23 protein-coding genes are annotated in these 19,993 nt (G+C 64.8%); 14 read left to right on the forward strand and 9 right to left on the reverse strand.

What is annotated here, in order from left to right; translation table 11 throughout:
- Positions 1 to 3: 3 nt before the first annotated feature.
- Positions 4 to 1,110: a serine hydrolase gene (locus P8Q88_RS04280; protein WP_278322578.1), complete on the forward strand. Its 1,107-nt coding sequence runs from the start codon at positions 4 to 6 to the stop codon at positions 1,108 to 1,110.
- Here the strand turns inward: P8Q88_RS04280 and P8Q88_RS04285 are convergent.
- From P8Q88_RS04285 to P8Q88_RS04300, 4 genes are read right to left on the reverse strand one after another with little or no spacing between them, the layout of a single operon-like run.
- The gene (locus P8Q88_RS04285; RefSeq protein WP_278322579.1) at positions 1,107 to 1,775 is read right to left on the reverse strand and encodes a TIGR02117 family protein; all 669 of its coding nucleotides are present in this window, start codon (positions 1,773 to 1,775) and stop codon (positions 1,107 to 1,109) included. The two genes, P8Q88_RS04280 and P8Q88_RS04285, sit on opposite strands and share 4 nt — an antisense overlap.
- Entirely contained in the window at positions 1,772 to 2,677 is a 906-nt protein-coding gene (locus tag P8Q88_RS04290) for a 50S ribosomal protein L11 methyltransferase (RefSeq protein WP_278322580.1), read from the reverse strand. The genes P8Q88_RS04285 and P8Q88_RS04290 overlap by 4 nt, the downstream gene beginning before the upstream one ends.
- Complete coding sequence (gene bla / locus P8Q88_RS04295; RefSeq protein WP_278322581.1) at positions 2,670 to 3,590, reverse strand: subclass B3 metallo-beta-lactamase; 921 nt, start codon at positions 3,588 to 3,590, stop codon at positions 2,670 to 2,672. The genes P8Q88_RS04290 and bla overlap by 8 nt, the downstream gene beginning before the upstream one ends.
- Positions 3,580 to 4,305, reverse strand: a complete 726-nt coding sequence (locus P8Q88_RS04300; protein ID WP_278322582.1) for an SDR family NAD(P)-dependent oxidoreductase — start codon at positions 4,303 to 4,305, stop codon at positions 3,580 to 3,582. Before P8Q88_RS04300 ends, bla begins: the two co-directional genes overlap by 11 nt.
- A 108-nt stretch (positions 4,306 to 4,413) precedes the next feature.
- Here P8Q88_RS04300 and sdhC point away from each other — a divergent pair, with 108 nt between their 5' ends.
- From sdhC to P8Q88_RS04325, 5 genes are read left to right on the forward strand one after another with little or no spacing between them, the layout of a single operon-like run.
- A complete protein-coding gene (gene sdhC / locus P8Q88_RS04305) occupies positions 4,414 to 4,794 on the forward strand; it encodes a succinate dehydrogenase, cytochrome b556 subunit (RefSeq protein ID WP_278322583.1) in 381 nt (126 codons plus the stop codon).
- A gap of 9 nt (positions 4,795 to 4,803) precedes the next feature.
- On the forward strand, positions 4,804 to 5,202 hold the full coding sequence (sdhD, locus tag P8Q88_RS04310; protein ID WP_278322584.1) for a succinate dehydrogenase, hydrophobic membrane anchor protein: 399 nt from the start codon (positions 4,804 to 4,806) through the stop codon (positions 5,200 to 5,202).
- Positions 5,202 to 7,058, forward strand: coding sequence for a succinate dehydrogenase flavoprotein subunit (gene sdhA / locus P8Q88_RS04315; RefSeq protein ID WP_278322585.1), 1,857 nt, complete (start codon positions 5,202 to 5,204; stop codon positions 7,056 to 7,058). The genes sdhD and sdhA overlap by 1 nt, the downstream gene beginning before the upstream one ends.
- The gene (locus P8Q88_RS04320) at positions 7,058 to 8,368 is read left to right on the forward strand and encodes a M20/M25/M40 family metallo-hydrolase (RefSeq protein ID WP_278322586.1); all 1,311 of its coding nucleotides are present in this window, start codon (positions 7,058 to 7,060) and stop codon (positions 8,366 to 8,368) included. Before sdhA ends, P8Q88_RS04320 begins: the two co-directional genes overlap by 1 nt.
- Positions 8,361 to 9,233, forward strand: coding sequence for a glycoside hydrolase (locus P8Q88_RS04325; RefSeq protein WP_278322587.1), 873 nt, complete (start codon positions 8,361 to 8,363; stop codon positions 9,231 to 9,233). The genes P8Q88_RS04320 and P8Q88_RS04325 overlap by 8 nt, the downstream gene beginning before the upstream one ends.
- Here P8Q88_RS04325 and P8Q88_RS04330 read toward each other — a convergent pair.
- Both P8Q88_RS04330 and P8Q88_RS04335 read right to left on the reverse strand, forming a co-directional pair.
- Positions 9,230 to 9,868 carry a peptidylprolyl isomerase gene (locus P8Q88_RS04330; RefSeq protein WP_278322588.1) on the reverse strand — a complete coding sequence of 213 codons (639 nt, stop codon included), beginning with the start codon at positions 9,866 to 9,868 and terminating at the stop codon, positions 9,230 to 9,232. The two genes, P8Q88_RS04325 and P8Q88_RS04330, sit on opposite strands and share 4 nt — an antisense overlap.
- Before the next feature lie 40 nt (positions 9,869 to 9,908).
- Entirely contained in the window at positions 9,909 to 10,469 is a 561-nt protein-coding gene (locus P8Q88_RS04335; protein WP_278322589.1) for an ATP-dependent Clp protease proteolytic subunit, read from the reverse strand.
- Between the two features lie 151 nt (positions 10,470 to 10,620).
- Here P8Q88_RS04335 and P8Q88_RS04340 point away from each other — a divergent pair, with 151 nt between their 5' ends.
- Together P8Q88_RS04340 and P8Q88_RS04345 are read left to right on the forward strand one after the other, a co-directional pair.
- Complete coding sequence (locus tag P8Q88_RS04340) at positions 10,621 to 11,010, forward strand: BlaI/MecI/CopY family transcriptional regulator (protein WP_278322590.1); 390 nt, start codon at positions 10,621 to 10,623, stop codon at positions 11,008 to 11,010.
- Complete coding sequence (locus tag P8Q88_RS04345) at positions 11,007 to 12,734, forward strand: M56 family metallopeptidase (protein WP_278322591.1); 1,728 nt, start codon at positions 11,007 to 11,009, stop codon at positions 12,732 to 12,734. The genes P8Q88_RS04340 and P8Q88_RS04345 overlap by 4 nt, the downstream gene beginning before the upstream one ends.
- A 60-nt stretch (positions 12,735 to 12,794) precedes the next feature.
- Here the strand turns inward: P8Q88_RS04345 and ypfJ are convergent, their stop codons facing one another.
- A complete protein-coding gene (gene ypfJ, locus P8Q88_RS04350) occupies positions 12,795 to 13,640 on the reverse strand; it encodes a KPN_02809 family neutral zinc metallopeptidase (RefSeq protein WP_278322592.1) in 846 nt (281 codons plus the stop codon).
- Positions 13,641 to 13,735: 95 nt separating this feature from the next.
- On the opposite strand from ypfJ, the gene P8Q88_RS04355 reads away from it, so the two are divergent.
- The 6 genes from P8Q88_RS04355 (at position 13,736) to P8Q88_RS04380 (ending at position 18,485) form a co-directional block, all read left to right on the forward strand.
- Positions 13,736 to 14,491 carry a 3-hydroxybutyrate dehydrogenase gene (locus P8Q88_RS04355; protein ID WP_278322769.1) on the forward strand — a complete coding sequence of 252 codons (756 nt, stop codon included), beginning with the start codon at positions 13,736 to 13,738 and terminating at the stop codon, positions 14,489 to 14,491.
- 101 nt (positions 14,492 to 14,592) lie between these two features.
- Complete coding sequence (locus P8Q88_RS04360) at positions 14,593 to 14,868, forward strand: hypothetical protein (RefSeq protein WP_278322593.1); 276 nt, start codon at positions 14,593 to 14,595, stop codon at positions 14,866 to 14,868.
- Positions 14,869 to 14,973: 105 nt separating this feature from the next.
- Positions 14,974 to 16,473 carry an IMP dehydrogenase gene (gene guaB / locus P8Q88_RS04365; RefSeq protein WP_278322594.1) on the forward strand — a complete coding sequence of 500 codons (1,500 nt, stop codon included), beginning with the start codon at positions 14,974 to 14,976 and terminating at the stop codon, positions 16,471 to 16,473.
- Between the two features lie 3 nt (positions 16,474 to 16,476).
- Positions 16,477 to 16,740, forward strand: a complete 264-nt coding sequence (locus P8Q88_RS04370) for a hypothetical protein (RefSeq protein WP_278322595.1) — start codon at positions 16,477 to 16,479, stop codon at positions 16,738 to 16,740.
- Positions 16,737 to 17,915 (forward strand): RsmB/NOP family class I SAM-dependent RNA methyltransferase, encoded by a 1,179-nt coding sequence (locus P8Q88_RS04375; protein WP_278322596.1) that lies wholly within the window; start codon positions 16,737 to 16,739, stop codon positions 17,913 to 17,915. The genes P8Q88_RS04370 and P8Q88_RS04375 overlap by 4 nt, the downstream gene beginning before the upstream one ends.
- A gap of 63 nt (positions 17,916 to 17,978) precedes the next feature.
- Entirely contained in the window at positions 17,979 to 18,485 is a 507-nt protein-coding gene (locus P8Q88_RS04380) for a tetratricopeptide repeat protein (RefSeq protein ID WP_278322597.1), read from the forward strand.
- Positions 18,486 to 18,489: 4 nt separating this feature from the next.
- Here the strand turns inward: P8Q88_RS04380 and P8Q88_RS04385 are convergent, their stop codons facing one another.
- Both P8Q88_RS04385 and P8Q88_RS04390 read right to left on the reverse strand, forming a co-directional pair.
- The gene (locus P8Q88_RS04385) at positions 18,490 to 18,927 is read right to left on the reverse strand and encodes an RNA pyrophosphohydrolase (protein WP_446532535.1); all 438 of its coding nucleotides are present in this window, start codon (positions 18,925 to 18,927) and stop codon (positions 18,490 to 18,492) included.
- 35 nt (positions 18,928 to 18,962) lie between these two features.
- Positions 18,963 to 19,913 (reverse strand): alpha/beta hydrolase, encoded by a 951-nt coding sequence (locus tag P8Q88_RS04390; RefSeq protein WP_278322599.1) that lies wholly within the window; start codon positions 19,911 to 19,913, stop codon positions 18,963 to 18,965.
- Positions 19,914 to 19,993 lie beyond the last annotated feature (80 nt).

A 19,993-nucleotide genomic window follows, 5' to 3' on the forward strand; every position in this document is an offset into this window, starting at 1 on the left:
GATGTGACCCACGCTTTTCGATTTCTTTTCCTGTTCTTACCGATATTTGCGCTGGCCATCCTGCTGATGCTCGCAGCAGGTGTGACCGGCGACGATGACGGTGGCGATGCGCCGCTCATGTCCACCGTCGCGCAGCCGGCAAGCGAACCGGCGCTTTCCCCTGCCGCTCGGGCTTTCGAAAGAAGGCTCGAAGAAATTGCACAAGGCTTCGACGGCGAAGTCGGTATCGCAATCACCGATGTCGCCGCCGATAGGACGATAGAAGCCAATGGCAACGAGCTTCTGCCGCAACAGAGCGTCAGCAAGCTGTGGGTCGCCATGACGGCTTTGCACAAGGCCGAAGAGGGTGACCTGGACCTCATGGAGCCGGTTGTGATCGGACCGCAGGACCTGACGTTGTTCTACCAGCCGATCCGCGAGATCGTGCGCACGCGTGGCAGTTATCGCACCGATTATGCCGACCTCGTCGAACGTGCGCTCACCCGCAGCGACAATACTGCGAATGATACCATCCTGCGCCGTATCGGTGGGCCCGAGGAGGTGGAGGAGTTCCTCGATGACAGGAACATCGACGAAGTCCGCTTCGGCGCGGACGAGCGGACCAAGCAGAGCGCGATTGCCGGTCTGGACTGGAACCAGGCCTATAGCCGCGGCAATGCCTTTTTCGAGGCCCGCGACGGGGTGCCCGATACATTGCGGCGCGTGGCATTCGAAGGCTACCTCGCGGATCCGGTCGACGGCGCGACTGCCGTTGGCATCTCCGAAGCCATGGCGCGGCTGGTGCGCGGCGAGCTGCTGTCATCGCTCGCCAGCGAATTCCTGCTCGATACTCTGGAAGAAACCCGCAGTGGTCCCAACCGCCTGAAGGGTGGGTTGCCGCCGGGGTGGAGCATCGCGCACAAGACCGGCACCGGGCAGTTCTTCGATGGCGAGCAGTCAGGCTATAACGACGTCGGCGTGATCACCTCGCCCGCGGGACGGCAATACGGCATAGCCGTGCTGATCGGGCGGACCCGGCAACCGACGCCGGCGCGAATGGCGATGATGCACGAAGTCGTCGCTGCGCTGGTGGCCTATGACGAGGCCGAGTATTCAATTCCGGCAGCCTAGGGCAGCGGGGGGACCCATTTCATCACGCCGCCGGGAAGCGGGGTCCACCAGCCGGTGCGTATGCCGGCGGCGGCCAGCGTATCGCTCGTCCACTGATTGCAGGTTCTGCCGAGGTGATAAGTGCCGGGCGCTGCATAGAAGACATCATAACCGGCATAGCCCGGATAGACGGCGCGCTCGCCCGGGGGTTTGACCTGGCGCTCGATGACGGAGACCAGCCTGGCATATTCATCCTTGCTGATCCGCAAGGGCCGGATGTCGCTAGCCGGGGCAGGGCGGACATAATGGGCTGCATGCAGCAATCCCTCGCCACCGGTTGCGGCGCGAGCAGCGGTGGCCAGGCTGAGGTCGCCCCAGGTTGGCGTGTTGAGAAAAACCTCACGCTCGCCCCAGCTAACCGAAACATGGGTGTAGGGACGGTAGGGCTCGCCCAGATCGCTGGCGGGAAAGGCGGTGCGCCAGTCCTTCTGCGCGGTGACCAGCGGCATCACGATGCCGGTGTGAATGCCGTTGGTCTCGATAAGGATTTCGACACCGTCTGCAGGCTCGGTCCAGTCGCCATTGCGCGGTATCGCACTGCCGATCCATGCGCCCAGCAGAAAGAGGCCGGCGAGTGCCAGAGGCACGCCCAGCAGCCACGCCAGCCAGCGCAGCACGGGCTTCACCGCACGCGGCTCTTGCGTAGCCAAAGGATGGACCAGTCGCCGTTTACCAGCCGCCGCGCAAGGCGGAAGCCGAGCGCGCGATAGGCACGGCGGACTTGCAGCTCTTGCGCTTCCAGCAGACCTGCCAGCAACAGGTTCGCACCCGGTGTCATCGCTGCGGCAAATTCGGGCGCAAGCTCGACCAACGGCCCCGCGAGAATGTTGGCGATGAAGAGATCGTAAGGCCCGCGCGCGTCGAGCAGTGGATCGGCCATGCCGTCAGCGATCACCATGGTCAGCGTGCCCGAACCGGCTCCCTGTCGCACCCCGTTGAGTGCGCAATTGTCGGCTACGACGCCGGCACAGACCGGGTCGATGTCCGAGGCGGTGGCTTTCGCATTGGGCCACAGGTGCAGCGCGGCGAAGGCCAACAGGCCGGTGCCGGTGCCGATGTCGGCCACATTGCGCGCGACGACGCCCTCGCGCTTCATCAGGTCGAGCATGGCGAGGCAGCCAGCGGTGGTCTGGTGCTGACCGGTGCCGAAGGCCTGGCTGGCGGGGATGACGAAATCGACCAGTTCGGGGTCGGCCGCGTGCTCCGGCGTGCGGACATGGAAGCGCCCGGCGCGGATCGGATCGACGCCTTTCTGGCTCTCGACGACCCAGTCGGCATCGGGCAGTTTCTCGACAACCAGCTCAGGCACATCGCCTTCGAACAGCGCCGCCACGCGTTTCTTGTCGGCTGCCTTGGGCTTGCGGTCCATATAGACTTCGAAGGTCCACTCGTCGGGCAGATGGTCCGCGACCTCCATCCCGGTCACCACCCAATCGGCTGGCCAGTCGAGATCCTCCTCATGCGCGACCAGCGCTGCCTTGGCCCGATCCTTCGAGCACTCCGCGTAGATCTTCCAGCCGTCAGTCACTCGCTGCCTCCTCGGCGAGGCGCTTGTCGAGCCGCTCGCCCAGCGCGCGGGCATAGGCCTGGCACTGGCCCGCCACGGCGATTGAACCGCTGCGTAGCTTCTCGATTAATTGGCTCGCGGAAGGGTGCGGCGTCAGCAATTCGTCGCAAGGCAGGGCGGCGACCTTTGCCAGGCTGGCGCGAAAGGCCGCGACCACATCGGGATGATCACCGAAACGATAGCTGTCCGCCGAGACGGGCGAGAGGCTGTCGACATAGGCGAGACGACGACACACCGGTGGCTCCTCCGGGCCGGTGCAGGCAGTCCAGGTCCAGCTCGTTGCTCCCGGGCTATGGCCGGGCGTGGCGTGGGCCGTGATGGAGATGTCGCCCAGTGTCAGCACCTCACCGTCGGCCACAATGCGCGCGACCGCGACGGGCGTCATGTTCGGATGCCCGGCAGCGGCCTGCGGATCGTCGGGCGAGACCTTGCCGCTTTCCAGCACGGGCGCGGCCTCGGCCAAGGCGACGATTTCCGCTCCGGTCGCTTCAGCCAGCACCGCGTGGCCGCCGACGTGGTCGAAATGTTCGTGGCTGGCGAGAATATACCGCACGTCTGTCGGTTCGACGCTGATGGTGCGCAGGTTCGCGAGGATGACCTCGGCCCCTGTCTCGGTTCCGCTGTCGATCAGTACATGTCCGGCCGGATCGGCGATCAGGATCGAGGCGATTCCGCAAGTGCCGACATACCAGCTGTTGCCGAGAATGCGGAACGGTGGAGCGGGCTTGTCCCACTCGTCCCACGGCTCGCATTGCTCGGCGAATTGCGTGGAAGAGAAGCCAGCCTGCAGGAGCGCGGGCATTGCCGCGGGCTGGGCTGTCTGCGCCGAAGTGCACCCGGCGAGCAGCAGCAAGGCCACAGGCCTAGCGAACATAGCTCGCCCCGTTCGCGTCGAGTGTGGCACCGGTCAGGCTGGCAGGCGCATCGAGCGCGCAGAATTCGATCAGTTTGCCGATCTCCTCGGGCTCGGCGACGCGGCCGAGCGGAATGTCCGCGAGCAGGCCGGGTCCTCCGCGGCTCTCGAGATAATCGCCCGCCATCGCCGTATCGGTGAAGCCGGGTGTGATGGCGAAACTGAGGATGCCTTCGCTCGCATATTGGCGCGCAATGGTCTTGTGCATGGCCAGCATACCGCCCTTCGCCGCGGCATAGTGCCAGTGCGCCGGGGAATCGCCACGATGGCCCGCGCGGCTGGCGACGTGGACGATCCGGCCGCCGCCCTGTGCGCCTTTGGCGCCGCGTTCCTGCCAGTGGCGCACGGCGAAGCGGCTTAGCTGTGCTGCGGCAGTCAGGTTGATGCGCAGCGTATCTTCCCACGCCGCCAGCCATTCGGCATCTTCGCAGTCGAGCGGATTGGCATCGAACAGGCCGGCATTGTTGACCAGTACGTCGATGGTGCCGCCGGCCTGGTCGAGGGCTGCCTGCCAGAGCCGCTGCGGCGCCTCATTGTCGGTGAAATCTGCGGCGATTGTTGCCGGGTGGTCGCTGCCGGTCGCGTGGCCGATGACGGTCGCGCCGCGACCCTGGAGCAGCTTTCGGGCCGCAGCGCCGATCCCGCGCGACGAGCCGGTGAGGAGGATGCATGTCATGCATCACCGTATTCGGATATTTGCAGCATTTGTCGAGGCCGCGCGCCTTGCACGCCGCGTCCGTTTCGCTAAGTGGGGCGCAACACTGCATCGCAACGGATGGAATTCATGGCAAATCGCCCGATGGCACCGCATCTGCAAGTCTGGAAATGGGGTCCGCATATGGCGGTTTCCATCCTCCATCGCATCACCGGCGATGGCATGGCACTGGTGGGCCTTGCGGTCCTGCTATGGTGGCTGGGGGCCATGGCCGGAGGGCCCGCAGCCTACGGCCTGTTCCAGGACGTGATGGGTTCGCCGGTCGGGCTGATCGTCCTGGTGGGTCTTAGCTGGGCCTTCTTCACTCATATGATGAGCGGGCTGCGACACTTCGTGCTCGACATCGGCGCGGGCTACGAACTCGACACCAACAAGACCTGGTCGATCCTCTCGCCGGTCCTCGGCATTCTTCTTACGGCGGGCTTCTGGGCCCTCGTCCTGCTTCGTTAAAGGTAGATAATGGGCAACGGTACTTCCATCGGACGCGTGCGCGGGCTCGGCTCGGCGCACGAGGGCGCGCATCACTGGCTGGTGCAGCGCTTCACCGCGATCGGCAATCTGGTGCTGATGCTGTTCCTCGCGATCAGCCTCGCCCTGCTGCCGAGCTATGATTACGGCACTGTCACGGGCTGGGCGTCGCAGACCCTGCCCGCCACCGCGCTCGCGCTGCTCATCGTTTCGGTCTTCTGGCACGCGCGGCTCGGCCTGCAGGTGCTGATCGAAGACTACGTCCATGACGCGGGCACCAAGTTCGGCGTGCTCGTCCTGCTCAATCTTGCCACCATCGGCGGCGCGGCTTTCGGCATCGTGTCGATCGCGCGCCTAGCCCTTGCCCCTGTTTCCGGAGGAGCCGCCTGATGGCTGCCAGCGACACTTTCACCATCGGCGACCGTGCCTACCCCATCGTCGACCATACGTATGACGTGGTCGTCGTGGGCGCAGGCGGCAGCGGCCTGCGTGCGACCATGGGTACGGCCGAAGCCGGACTGAAGACCGCGAACATTTCCAAGGTCTTCCCTACGCGCTCACACACCGTCGCGGCGCAGGGCGGGATCGCGGCTTCGCTCGGCAACAATTCGCCCGACCACTGGTCGTGGCACATGTACGATACCGTCAAGGGCTCCGACTGGCTCGGCGACCAGGACGCGATCGAATATCTCGTGCGGGAGGCGCCGCAGGCGGTCTACGAGCTGGAGCACGCGGGCGTCCCCTTTAGCCGCAACGACGACGGCACGATCTACCAGCGTCCGTTCGGCGGCCACATGCAGAACATGGGCGAGGGCCCGCCGGTCCAGCGCACCTGCGCTGCCGCCGACCGTACCGGCCACGCCATGCTGCACGCGCTCTACCAGCAGAGCCTGAAGTACGATGCGGACTTCTTCATTGAATATTTTGCGCTCGACCTGATCATGAAGGACACGCCCGACGGCAAGGTTTGTGTCGGGGTGATCGCCATGTGTCTCGACGATGGCACCATTCACCGGTTCCGCTCGAAGGCCGTCGTACTGGCGACGGGCGGCTATGGCCGCTGCTACTTCACCGCGACCAGCGCCCACACCTGCACCGGTGACGGCGGCGGCATGGTGCTGCGCGCCGGCCTGCCGCTGCAGGACATGGAATTCGTACAATTCCACCCGACCGGCATCTACGGCGCGGGCGTGCTCATCACCGAGGGCGCGCGCGGCGAGGGCGGCTATCTCACCAATTCCGAAGGCGAGCGCTTCATGGAGCGCTATGCGCCGAGCGCGAAGGATCTCGCCTCGCGCGACGTCGTCAGCCGCTCGATGGCGCTGGAGATGCGCGAAGGGCGCGGGGTCGGTCCGGAGAAGGACCACATCTACCTCCACCTCGACCACATCGATCCCAATGTGCTGGCGCAGCGCCTGCCAGGCATCACCGAAAGTGGCAAGATCTTCGCTGGCGTCGATCTGACGCGCGAACCGCTGCCGGTGACGCCGACCGTGCACTACAACATGGGCGGCATCCCGACCAACTTTCACGGCGAGGTCATGGCCGGCGATCCGAACGATCCCGAAAAGATCGTGCCGGGCCTCTTTGCCGCCGGCGAAGCGGGCTGTGTGTCGGTCCACGGTGCGAACCGTCTCGGCTCCAACTCGCTGATCGATCTCGTGGTCTTCGGGCGTGCCATCGGCCACCGCCTGCGCGACCTGATCAAGCCTGGCACCAGCCATGATGAGCTTCCCGGCGACAGCGCCGAGATGGCTTTGACCCGCCTCGATCACTTCCGCTATGCCGATGGCGGCACGCCGACCGCGGCCCTGCGGGCGGACATGCAAAAGACCATGACGCGCCACGCTGCCGTGTTCCGCGACAGCAAGCTGATGGCCGAAGGCGTCGAGAACCTGAAGCAGATCAACAAGCGGATGGAGGACGTGAAGGTCCACGACCGCTCGATGATCTGGAACAGCGACCTCATCGAAACGCTCGAACTCGACAACCTCATGGCGCAGGCCAGTGTCACAATGGCATCGGCCGAAAATCGCAAGGAAAGCCGTGGCGCCCACGCACACGAGGACTTCCCCGAGCGAAACGACGCGGAATGGATGAAGCATACCATCGCCTGGTTCGACGGCTGGGGTGGCGGTGCTCGCGGTTCCGGGGGCGGCGACGTGAAGATCGACTATCGCCCGGTCCACGAATATACGCTGACCGACGATGTCGAGTACATCAAGCCGAAGAAGCGGGTCTACTGATGCGGATTGCGGAACTGGCGGCGGGCGCGATTGCAGCGGCCCTGGCTGCCAGCCCGCTTTCCGCCCAGCTATCCACGCCCGAACAGGCTGCGGTGGCGGCTGTCGACGCCGGGTTCGAGCGCGACGTTGCCGAGCTTGAGGCGATCACTCTGGTCAATTCCGGAACACACAATCATGCCGGCGTGAAGGCCGTTGCCGACATGCTCATCCCCGCATTCGAAGAGCTTGGCTTTACCGCCGAGTGGATCGACCAGTCGGTCGCAGGCCGGGCCGGGCACCTGTTCGCGCGGCATTCCGGTGATCCCGCGACCAAACGCGTCCTGCTGATCGGGCACCTCGATACGGTATTCGAGCCATCGTCGCCGTTTACGGGTTTTGTGCGCGACGGCGATCGCGCGGTGGGGCCGGGCATCCTCGACGACAAGGGTGGTGTGATCGTGATCCTCTCCGCCCTGCGCGCGATGAAGGTAGCCGGCACGCTCGAGGGCGCGAACATCGTCGTGGCCCTCACCGGTGACGAGGAGGATGCCGGCGATCCGCTCGAACTGGCGCGCCGCGATCTGGTCGCGGCCGGGCAATGGGCTGATGTAGCGCTCGGGTTCGAAGGGCTATCTACGCTCGACGGCCGGGATGCCGGCGTGATCGCGCGTCGTTCGTCCTCCAGCTGGAAGCTCACCACCCGTGCTGCGAGCGGTCACAGCTCCGGCATTTTCTCCGATGACGCCGGCTACGGTGCAATCTACGAGATGGCCCGGATTCTCGACCGGTTTCGGGCAGAACTTCCCGAGGAGAACGCAACCTTCAACATCGGTCTCCTCGCGGGTGGAACGCCCGCCGAGCTGGCCGAGGACGAGCTCTCCGCGACCACTGAGGGCAAGACCAATATCATTCCCTCCATCGCCATAGCGCGTGGCGATCTGCGCACTCTTACGAGCGAGCAGGACGAGCGCATCGTGGCGAAGATGCGTGCGATCGTCGCCGATCATTTGCCCGGGACCAGTGCCGAGTTCGAATTCGAATCGCGCTATCCACCGATGGCACCGACAGACGGCAATCGCGATTTGCTCGCACAGCTCAACCGCATCAATGCCGATCTCGGACTGGACGAGCAGCTGCCCTATCCGCCGTCGCGCCGCGGGGCGGCCGACATCAGTTTCGTCGCGCCCTATGTCGACGGCCTCGCCGGGATGGGGCCCGGTGGTGGCGGGAGCCATGCGGAGGGCGAATATGTCGATTTGCCGACCATCGCGCGGCAGGCCAAGCGCACGGCAATCCTGATAGGCAGGTTGGCCAAGCAACCGCGTGACTAGGTTTCGCGGGCTGGCTGCGCTGCTGCTGGCGGCCACCCTGGGAGGGTGCGCCACCGGCCCCTCGGCACCGTCGCCGCAGCTCGGCGCGCCATCGTTCTACACCAAGCAGGTGGCCGCACGCGGCATCCCGATCCTCTCTTCGGCCAGGGTAATCGATGAGGCTCTGGTTGCGGCGCGCGCCATGACGCGCGACATGTTCGCGCATCGCCCCGAACTGGCGAAATGGCTCGCCGTCAACGATTACCGTGTCGCGATCATGGCGGTGGACGAGGCGTTGCTCGATCTTCCGGAAAATGCCGATTGGAAAAAGCCAGCCTTTGACGATCCGCGCCTGACCCGGTGCGAGCGCAAGCTTTACGACACGCGGATCGGACGGCTGTCGGACCGCGAATACTGGGACAATCGCGCCCGCGCGATCGGTGGCGAGCGGACGGTGGGGTCCGAAGAGGACGTGCTCGGCCTGCCGGCGAGTCGCTATTACGGCGAGACGATTTTCGTGCACGAGATGGCGCATAACGTCCTGTTTGCGATCAACGCGGTCGATCCGGCGCTCTATGCGCGGGTACAGGCGGCCTATGACAACGCGATCGCGAGCGATCTCTGGCTCAATGAATACACCACCACGACCATCCAGGAATACTGGGCGGAAGGCACGCAATTCTGGTTCGATTCCAACCGTCTCCAGGCTTTCGACGGTCGCCGCATCCTCAATCATCAGGACCTCGCCGCCTACGACCCGCAGCTCTATGCGGCGCTGGCCGAGGCCTATGGTACCCGGCACCGGCTCGATGGCGATCCGTTCTGGCAGCATCCAGCGCGCGTGCCGCCGGGGCCGTTGCCCGAGAACACCGCCGAAGTCTGCTAGTCCGTGACGCTCTCTATCCGGCGCGCGTCGATGATCGTTACCGGTTGCGCCAGCATCTGGCCTTTCATCCAGCCTTCGCCCTTGTCCGGATCGGTCGGCATGGCATGAATGGCCTCTACCACGTCCATGCCATCGACGACCTGTCCGAAAGCGGCGAAACCGGCGCGCACTTCCGGATCGGCGCTGGTCGGGTCGGCATCCATGCTCGGCTCGTCCTGCAGGAGGATGGAGAAATCGCCGGTCGCGGTTCCCGGCGCGTAGCGTGCCATCGAGAGCGCGCCGCGCTTGTGCAGCACGCCGGTCTCGCTGGTCGGTTCGTGCGCGATCGGGTCCAGCGTTCGCTCGGGATCGTACTGGGTCCCCGCCTGGATCAGCCCGTTGGGCTGTTCGCCCCAGTCGAGCACCATGGCGCGATAGAAAACCGTGCCATCGAAGCGGTCCTCGTCGACGTAGCGCAGGAAATTCGCGGCCGTGACCGGCGCTCGCTCGGTCTCGATGGCCACGGTGATGTCGCCCGCACTGGTCTCCAGCACCACGCGCGTCGTCTCCGGCGCCGGGGCAGGGACATCGGCAGTTTGCGCTGCAAGGGGGGAGACAGGTAGGGCGAGGGCGGCAATTGCGAATCGGAATGACATGGCCGGGAGGATGCCACGATCGGGCCCGGATCGCATAGGCTCAGATCACCCCGGCGATCATTCCGCGCTCCGCGGCCTCGTCGCAATCGAGGTACCAGTTGTCAGGGGCCTTGTCGCGAACCTCCTCGAACGTCACCTCCGATCCATCGACGATATCGCGAAAGCCCTGCTCCTCGATGTCGATCGAATGCTCGATTTCATGCAGGGCGGCCTTGAGCTGTGCCGTGCAGCTCCTCAGCGGGCCGCTCAGATTGATCGTCTTGGCGATCTGGCGCTCGTGCAACAGGATGCTCGAACCCTTGGTCAGGAACCGGCAATCGACCGGGAAGCCCGCCATGAAGGTCGCCCCGGCCGAATAGACCGCGGTCTTGCCGAGGAAGTAGATCGTGCGCCCGGCATCCCGGATCAGGCGCACGTCATCGGCCATTGCGCGGGCGACTTCCGGATTGCCGCCCAGCGTGGTGAGGGCGATCACCAGCGGCCCGTCCTGAGGCGCGGCGGCAAGCTGGCTGCGGAACTCGGCATACATCGCCTCGTCGACATTGCCGATGAGTCGCAATTGCGGCGCGGTCAGGACTTTCTGGCGATCGGTGTCGTTCATCGGCAATCCTCGTTCCTTGGTAGATGGCAGGCCACCAGCGTTCGTAAGGCGAGGGCGTTCCATGATATACCTTCAGCAAAAGGTGTTTACATGCGTAGTCGGAACGGCTACACACGTAATCGATACCGAGAAGTACGTGGGGAGTGAAGCAATGGCGAAGCGCAAGGACGGTCCCGGCGACCGCATCAGCGAAGCCGAACATGCCGTGATGGAAGTGTTGTGGGAACGCAGCCCCATGAGCGCGGCCGATGTCTGCGACCGTGTCTGCGCCGATCGCGACTGGTCCATGCCCACTGTCAAGACCCTGCTCAGTCGTCTGGTATCGAAAGGCGCCCTCGGCACCGAGCCGGTGGGCCGAAAGTTTCTCTACAGTCCCCTCATAGAGCGGTCCGACTATGTCGGCACGGAAAGCCGTCGCCTGGTCGAACGGCTGTTCGGCGGGCGGGCAGCGCCGCTTTTCGCCCAGCTTGCCGAGAATGAGGCGTTGAGTGATAAGGATATCGACGAGATCGAGGCGCTCTTGAGGGAGATGCGCAAATGACCGAGCTCCTGCGAGAGTATTGGGACTGGTTCCTGCTGGACACGCTGGTGTGGACCGGCGCGCTGATCGCCCTCGTCCTGCTGATCCGACGCCCTGTCGCGCGACATCTCGGTGCCGGGGCGGCGTACTCGCTATGGGCGCTTCCGGCATTCAGGCTCGTCATGCCGCCTCTCACCCTGCCGCAATGGATGGCTCCCTCCCTCGCAGAGCCTGTGCAGGCACAGGACCCTGCTGCCGCGACCGCTGCTGCCATGGACTTCGCGCAATTTGCCCCGATAGAGATGGCTGGTGCCGCGCCGGTCCTGGCCGAGCCGACCGATTTCACGACGCCGCTGGCGATCGTGTGGCTGGTTGGCGCGATGATCTTTCTTGCGCGGCGTTTCTGGCTCTACGGCCGCTTGCGCAGCGAATTGCTCGACGATGCGGTGCCTGTGGGTGAGGTCGGCAGCATTCGCCTCGTCGAAACGCCCGCAATCTCCGGTCCGCTGGCATTCGGCGTGCGCGACAAGGTCATCGCGTTGCCTTCGGGCTTCATGACCGGCCGCGACCGGGTCGCGCGCGACCTCGCCATTGCGCATGAACTGGCACACCATCGCGGGCACGATTTGCTCGCCAACATCCTGTTGCAGCCGCTGTTTGCGGCGCATTGGTTCAACCCCTTGGGCTATATGGGCTGGACCGCCCTGCGCCGCGACCAGGAAGCAGCCTGCGACGCGCGCGTGGTCGCTGCCCGTCCGCGCGAAGAACGCGCGGTTTATGCAGGGGTTATCGCAGATTACGCACGCCGTCCGCAGGCAGCGAGGCGCCTGGCGCTCGCCGCGCCGATGGCGTGTCCGGTTTTGGGGGACAAATCCATCATTCACCGATTGAGGAATTTGTCCATGGATGACGTAACACCGCGCCGCCGCATGGTCGCGCGCTCGGGCATTGCCGCTGCCTTGCTGGCTCTGCCGATGACCGCTTCGATATGCTATTCAAGTGCGCTCGCCTCGCCGCTCGATGCACGGCTCGCCGCCGCCGAGGTGCCACCGCCGCCGCAAGCGCCGCTGCCGCCGGAAGCACCGGAACCTCCGCTGCCGCCCGAAGCCCCGCTTGCCCCGCCGGCACCGAACGCGGCCGAGATCTGGTTCGATGAGCAACGCGATGAGTTGCGTGAAGAACGGCGCGAAGAGCGCGCCGAGCGACAGCTGGAGCGCCAGGAACGCCGGATCGAACGAGCCGAACAGCTGCGCGAGGCGCGTGTCGAGGCGCGTCGCGATTGGGAAGAGGGCCGCAAGGAATGGGCGCGCGGCAGGATCGCCTATGCCGAAGGTCGCAAGCAGTGGGCGGAGGGCCGCGTACAGTGGGCCGAGGGGCGCAAACAATGGGCCGAAGGTCGCGTGCAGCACGCCGTAGCCCGCAGCGATCACGCCAAGGCCGAGGCGCAAGCGTACGGCTGGAGCGAAGCGAACCAGCGGGAAATCGAAAAGACCGTCGAATTGGCGCTCAGGCATGTTCCCAAGGTCGTCGAATCCTGCCGTTATCCCGACCAGCCGGTCACGAGCCTCGAGGCGAGCGACGGTTCGGTCGTGATGTATGTTTGTGAAACCGCCGGCGATCGGATCGCGTTGAAGGCACTCAAGTCCGCCCGCGCGGGGATCGCCGCAAGCACGAATTTGTCGGATGAGACGCGCCGCGAAATCCTGCGCGAGCTCGATTCCGAAATTGCTCAGCTTTCGCGCTAAGAGCGCCTGATGGAATGAGGGGCGGCCGCCGGTTTCGGCGGTCGCCCCGATCCTTTCACCCTAACTGATCGCGGTAATCCGGTCGCAGGCGCGATCGTCGCCCTGCAGGCCAAGTCGCAGTGCCTGGCTGCGCTGTTCGCTCGTGCCGTGAGTGAAGTTCTCGCTCGACACGCGACCTCCGGTCAGCCGGTCGTCGCCGATCGCCGCGGCGGCTTGCATGCCTTCTTCGATATCGCCCGGCTCGATGAGGTTGCGGTTCTTGCCGGCCCAGACCCCAGCGTAGCAATCCGCCTGCAACTCCATCAGGACGTTGAGCTGGTTCGCCTGACGCGGATTGGCCTGCTGCGCACTGCGGATCTGGCCTGAGATGCCGGTGATTGTCTGGACGTGATGCCCGTATTCGTGCGCCACGACATAGAGTCGTGCGAAGTCGCCGCCATTGCCAGCCATTTGCGCAAGCTGGTCGTAGAAACTCGTATCGATGTAGATGCGCTGATCGGCTGGGCAATAGAACGGGCCCAAGCCGCTCGATGCCGGCCCGCATTCGGTATTGAACCGGCCGCTGACGAAGTCGAGCCCGGGTGTCTGGAACTGGTCGCCGAGGCCCTGCTGTTGGAAGGTTCGCGCCCAGGTCTCGTTGAGCGAGGTCAGTGCATTGCAGGTCTCGCGCGCATATTCGTTGGCAGTACACAGAGCCTGCTCGTCCTGCGTTCCGGCGCTTTGGGTTGCCTGACCCTGCTGCATGCCTTCGACGGTGGCGGCGGTCTGCATCGGGTCGAGCCCGAAGACGAAATAGCCCAGTGCGGCGATGACGATGGTCCCGCAGCCGATGCCGCCGGCCTTGCCCACGCCGCCTCCGCGACTGCCGACATCGATCTTGCTGGTGTCGAACGGATTGAGCCGCATCCTATCCCCTTTCCCCTTCGGGCCGATGGCCGCGCAGACTTGTCTATTACCCCGGTTGGGGGCAACGCATGGCAAGACAACGCCCGGAGGTCCAAATGTTTCTTGAAGGTAAGCGCGCTCTCGTTACCGGTTCGACCAGCGGAATTGGCCTCGCCATTGCGCGTGCGCTGGCGGCGGAGGGCGCCGAAATTGTCCTGAACGGCTTCGGCGACGAGGCCGAGATCGCCAAGCTGTGCGACGAGTTGGGCGCGACCCATTCCGGCGCGGACCTTACCGATGCGGCGCAAATCGAAACGATGATGGCCGCGGCGGGCGACATCGACATCCTCGTCAACAACGCTGGCGTGCAGCACGTTTCACCGGTGGAGGACTTCCCGGTCGACAAATGGAACCTGATCATCGCCCTGAACCTGACAGCTGCCTTCCACACCACGCGTCTTGCTGTGCCCGGCATGAAGAAAAAGGGCTGGGGGCGGATAATCAATACCGCCAGCGCCCATTCCAAGATCGCCTCGCCCTTCAAGAGCGCCTACAATGCCAGCAAGCACGGAATTGCGGGCTTCACCAAGACGATCGCGCTCGAGCTTGCAGAGCACGGGATAACCGCCAATTGCGTCAGTCCCGGATACGTCTGGACTCCGCTGATCGAGGGTCAGATCCCCGATACGATGAAGGCGCGCGGCCTGACCCGCGACGAGGTCATCAATGACGTGCTGCTGGTAAAGCAGGCCACCAAGAAGTTCGTGCAGCCCGAAGAAATCGGTGCTCTGGCGACCTTCCTCTGCCGTGACGAGGCGCAGAATGTGAACGGCGCCAACTGGAGCATCGATGGCGGCTGGACCGCGGAATAGGCTCTTCGCGCCCCTCGGCCACAATTCTGCCTTTTTTGGAACCGACGCTGCGCCTCCGCATTGTCTGGATAATATCCCATTGTTCAGAAGGAGGAATTTTCATGAAGAAGCTTATCATTTTCGCCGCTGCCGCCCCGCTCGCCCTCGCTGCCTGTGGTCAGGACAGCGCCGTCGAAGAGCAGGGCGACATGCTTGAAGAGCGCGCCGATGCCGTAGAGAACATCGGTGACGATCGTGCAGGCGAGCTTGAGGAAATGGCCGACGAGGCCCCGACCGACGCGCAGGAAGATGCGCTGAACGCTCGTGCCGAAGAAGTTGACGACATCGGCGACGAGCGGGCCGACGCGCTGAACGAGCGCGCCGACGAAATGGAGTAAGCGCCTCACGCGCTGCGGCTGATACCGCTTCCACATAAGGGCTCCGCTTTGCGGGGCCCTTTTCGTTTGGTGCGTGCCCTAGCGCGGGCCCCGTTCCGTCGTTACATGGGCCGCCACATTTCCCTCCGGCAGGCGATTCTCCACGTGGCAAATTTCGATATTCCCCTCGGTCTCACTTTCGACGACGTCCTGCTCGTGCCGGCGGAGAGCGACATCCTGCCGTCGATGGCGAAGACCGCGACGCGATTGACGCGCGACATCGGGCTCAACATCCCCGTCATCTCCAGCGCGATGGACACCGTGACCGAAGCCGACATGGCCATCGCCATGGCGCAACTGGGCGGGATCGGCGTGCTGCATCGCAACTTCGAAGTGGACGAACAGGCCGCGGCCGTGCGCGCCGTCAAGCGCTACGAAAGCGGTATGGTCGTGAACCCGATCACCATCCATCCCGACGCCACGCTGGGCGAGGCGCAGGTGATCATGGACAAGAACCGCATCAGCGGCATTCCCGTGACCGATCGCAGCGGCAAGCTGGTCGGTATCCTGACCAATCGCGACGTTCGGTTCGCCGAGAATCCGCAGCAGCCGGTCCGCGAACTGATGACTACCGACAATCTCGCCACCGTCCCGCTCGGGACGGGGCAGGACGAGGCGCGCAAGCTGCTGCACCAGCGCCGGATCGAGAAGCTGCTGGTGGTCGATGACAGCGGGCGCTGCGTCGGCCTGATCACGGTCAAGGACATCGAGAAGGCGGTCGCCTATCCCGAAGCGACCAAGGACGATCAGGGCCGCCTGCGCGTTGCCGCGGCGACGACGGTGGGCGACAAGGGCTTCGAGCGCACCGAGGCGTTGATTGACGCCGGTGTGGACGTGGTAGTGATCGACACGGCGCATGGCCACAACAAGGACGTCGCCCGCTCCGTGGAGCGCGTGAAGACGCTGTCGAACAATGTCCAGGTGATTGCAGGCAATGTCGCGACGGCAGAAGCCACGAAGGCGCTTGTTGGCGCGGGTGCCGACGCGGTGAAGGTCGGTATCGGTCCGGGTTCGATCTGCACCACGCGCGTCGTGGCGGGCGTCGGCGTCCCGCAGTTGACGGCGATCATGGATTGCGCGGAAACCGCGGCGAAAGACGGGGTTCCGGTCATTGCCGATGGTGGCCTGCGCACGAGCGGCGATGCGGCCAAGGCTCTGGCAGCCGGTGCCTCGACCATCATGGTCGGCTCCATGCTTGCCGGGACCGAGGAAGCGCCGGGCGAAACCTTCATCTATCAGGGGCGCAGCTACAAGTCCTACCGCGGCATGGGCAGCGTGGGCGCAATGGCGCGTGGCAGTGCGGACCGCTATTTCCAGGCCGACGTAAGCCAGCAGAAGCTGGTGCCGGAGGGGATCGAGGGACAGGTGCCTTTCAAGGGCCCAGCCAGCGCGGTCGTCCACCAACTTGTCGGCGGGATCAAAGCCGCCATGGGCTATACCGGCAGCAGCACGATCGAGGATCTCAAGCGGGCGAAGTTCGTGCGCATCACCAATGCCGGCCTGACCGAGAGCCACGTCCACGACGTGTCGATCACACGCGAGGCGCCGAACTATCCGACGCGCTAGGTCATGGTCGAAGTCATTCCGTTCATGCTCTTCGTCCTGAAGATATTGGGCGATGATCCGGTAGCGGTAACGCTGGAACGTCAGCCGGCGCTTTTCGCGAGCGAAGAAGAGTGTCTTGCCGCTGCCGACGCCATGCTCGACGATATCGCTCGTCGCGCTCATCGCGAGCGCCGAGACCTGCGGCACTGGTGCCTGCCGGTTCCGGGTCCGGACGAATTCGCTGATCTTTTCGAAGGCGAGCCCTCTGAGGCGCGCGAGCGGTCATGACTCCGGCGGCTCGCGTCCAGACCGCGATCGAATTGCTCGACGCCATCATCACCGCTGCGCAGGCAAAGGGCGCCCCTGCCGACCGTATTCTGGCCGACTGGTTTCGCAGCCATCGCTTCGCGGGCTCCAAGGATCGCCGCGCAATCCGCGAGCTTGTCTTTGCCGCCATCCGTGCCTGCGGGCCGCTACCGGCAAGCGGGCGCGCGGCAATGCTCCGGCTCGCGCAAAGCGATCCGCTGCTGCCTCCGCTCTTCGATGGTTCCCAATATGGGCCTGCAGCCTTGGGGGGAGGGGAAGCCGTTGCGGAAGGCGGCATTGCGCCGCAGTGGCTGGAAGACCTGCTTGCGACATCGGACATCGCGGGACTCGAAGCCGAGGCGCTGCTCGAACGCGCCCCGCTCGACCTGCGGGTAAACACGCTCAAGGCCCGGCGTGCTGCGCTTGAACTGCCGGTCGCCGCGGTGCCGACCGATGCGCCCCACGGATCGCGGCTGGAACCGGGTACTCCGGTGGAACAATGGCAGCAGTTCAAGGACGGCCTGATCGAAGTGCAGGATACCGGTTCGCAAATCGCCTGCCTGGCAGTGGGCGCGCAGCCGGGGGAGACGATCATCGATCTGTGCGCGGGCGGTGGCGGCAAGACCCTCGCGCTGGCGGCGGCCATGGACAATCTCGGGCGCCTGATTGCGAGCGATACCGATCGCAACCGCCTGTCCCGCCTTGCGCCGCGCGCCGAACGGGCGGGGGCGACGATCGTGGAGACTTGCCTGCTCGATCCGACGCGCGAACACGAGGCTTTGGCCGAGTATCTTGGCCAGGCCGATGCGGTGCTGGTCGATGCTCCCTGTTCCGGCACCGGTACATGGCGGCGCAATCCGGAGGCACGGTGGCGGCTCGACCGCGGCGAGCTGGACAGACTTGTCGGAATTCAGTCCTACCTGCTTGATCTTGCGCGCGATCTCGTGCGGCCCGACGGAAGGGTCATTTACGTCACCTGCTCACTGCTCGATGAAGAGGGGGCAGGACAGTTCGACGCCTTTCTCGCTCGCCATGCCGACTGCCGCGCGCTGGATACGCACCTCCCGCTCGGGCAAGCGCGGGGGCAGGGTTGGCGCCTGACGCCTCGCCATGACGGAACAGACGGGTTTTTCATCGCTTGTGCAGAAAGGGCGTGATAAAGCCGCAAGACCATGGCCGATACGCCTGACACAGGACGGAAATCCCCGCTGGAGACGATAATGCGCTTTGCCCCTGCTGCCGCAGCCCTTTCTCTGGTCCTCGCCGCGACGGCGAGTGTCGGCTGGAGCGCGGACCGCGATCCGAACCCGCGGGCGGCCATGTTGATAACGGAAGGGCAATCCGCGCTCGAGAACGGAAATGTGCAGGGCGCAATCGACGCATACGAAGCGGCGCTTGCGGTCGATCCGGGGTACACGCCGCTCTACCTGCGTCTCGCCGAGGCGGCGCGCGCAGATCAGTTACAGGGTAAGGCGATCCGCTATTACCGCGAGGTGCTGGCGCGCGACCCACGCAACTTTGCCGCTATCTCCGGGGAAGGCCAGGCCTTGCTGGAAAAGGGCGCGATCGAGAAAGCGCGCGGCAATCTGGTTCGCCTCGAGACCGCTTGTGGCAAGAGCTGCCCGGAAACGGAAAGGCTTGCAGCCGCGATCGAAACCGGTGCTCAGCCGCGTGTCCAGACTGCGGAAGCGACGATCACGATCGAGCCGCAGCCGCAATCCAACTGATCGGTCAGACCAGCTCTCGAAAGGCGTCGAGCACGGCGCGATAGACGCGCTTCTTGAACGGCACGATCAGCTCCGGCAGATCCTCCGGATCGGCCCATTTCCAGTCGCAGAATTCGGGAGGATCGTGCGCCTCCAGATCGATGTCCGCATCGGTTCCGGAAAAGCGGGCGAGGAACCAAATCTGCTCCTGTCCGCGATATTTGCCGCCCCACAGCTTGCCCATGAGTTCTTCGGGCAGATCGTAACGGATCGGCTCCTTCGTGCTGTCGAGCAATGTGACATGCTCCGCGCGCACGCCGGTTTCTTCGGCGAGTTCGCGAAAGGCCGCTTCTTGCAGGTCCTCGCCTTCATCGACGCCGCCCTGCGGCATTTGCCACCAGTCGCCCTCGCGATTGTCGATACGGCGACCGACGAAGACCTTGCCCTGGGCATTGACCAGCATCACCCCCACGCAGGGCCGGTATGCAAGCGGTTCGTTCACTTGTAGCGCTCCACCATCAGTTTGGTCGCGTCGAGAAAGGCTTCCAGATCGCGTTGTCCGCTCGGGATTGCCTTCCGCAGGGTTGTGAAACCGTGAATGATGCCCGGAAACTCGAGATAGACCACCTCGGTGCCGAGGCTGACGAGGTGCGAGGCATATTCGCGCCCGGAATCGCGCAGGGGGTCCAGACCTGCCGTGCAGACCACGGTCGGCGGCGTGTTCGAACAGTCGCCCACCATCGGCGTATGGCGGGGATCGCTGGCGTCGCCGCCGTATTGCTCGGTAAACCAGCTCATCGCCGCGCCGGTCAGCAGGAAGCCTTCCGCGAAAGCCGCGAGGCTCGAGTGCTGCGACACATCGCTCGCCACCGGATAGATCGGGGCCTGCACGATCACCGGTACGTCGGCCGGATCGTTCATCAGCTGGTTGGTCGTGACGATGGTCAGATTGCCGCCAGCGCTATCGCCGGTGATGACGAGCCCGGTGATCTCTCGGCCGAGCTCGGCAGGCGAGGATGCGACCCAGCGGGCCGCCGCTTCGCAGTCGTCGGGCGCGGCGGGAAAGGTGTGTTCGGGCGCAAGGCGATAGCCCACCGAGACCACCGGCAGGTCGAGATGATGCGAGATTTCGCTGCACAGCGCGTGATAGACGTCGAGATCGCCGATCACGAAGCCGCCGCCATGGATGAAGATCACGCATGGCCCGGCCTCGCGCGTTTCCTTTGTGTCATAGAAGCGCAGCGGAATGTCGCCCGCGGGCCCGGGGCACGTCAGGTCCTTGATCACCGCCAGCTTCCGTGGCTCCATTTCAGCGACGGTGCCGAGCGCCTTCATCTGCTGGCGCCCCTCAACCGCGCCGACCTCCTCGACACTCTGCCCACCCATCTGTTCGAGCATGTCGAGAAAGCCGCGCACATCGTCGCGCACATAGTGTTCGGTATCGGCCATGGTCTCTCTCCCATTCGTTGCAATTCAGGACTTAGCCGCTTCGAGGCGCTTTTCCACCGTGCATTTTCTCGCTAGCAGAG

Origin of the sequence: Qipengyuania marincola (assembly GCF_029688625.1) — a bacterium.
Lineage (GTDB): Bacteria > Pseudomonadota > Alphaproteobacteria > Sphingomonadales > Sphingomonadaceae > Qipengyuania.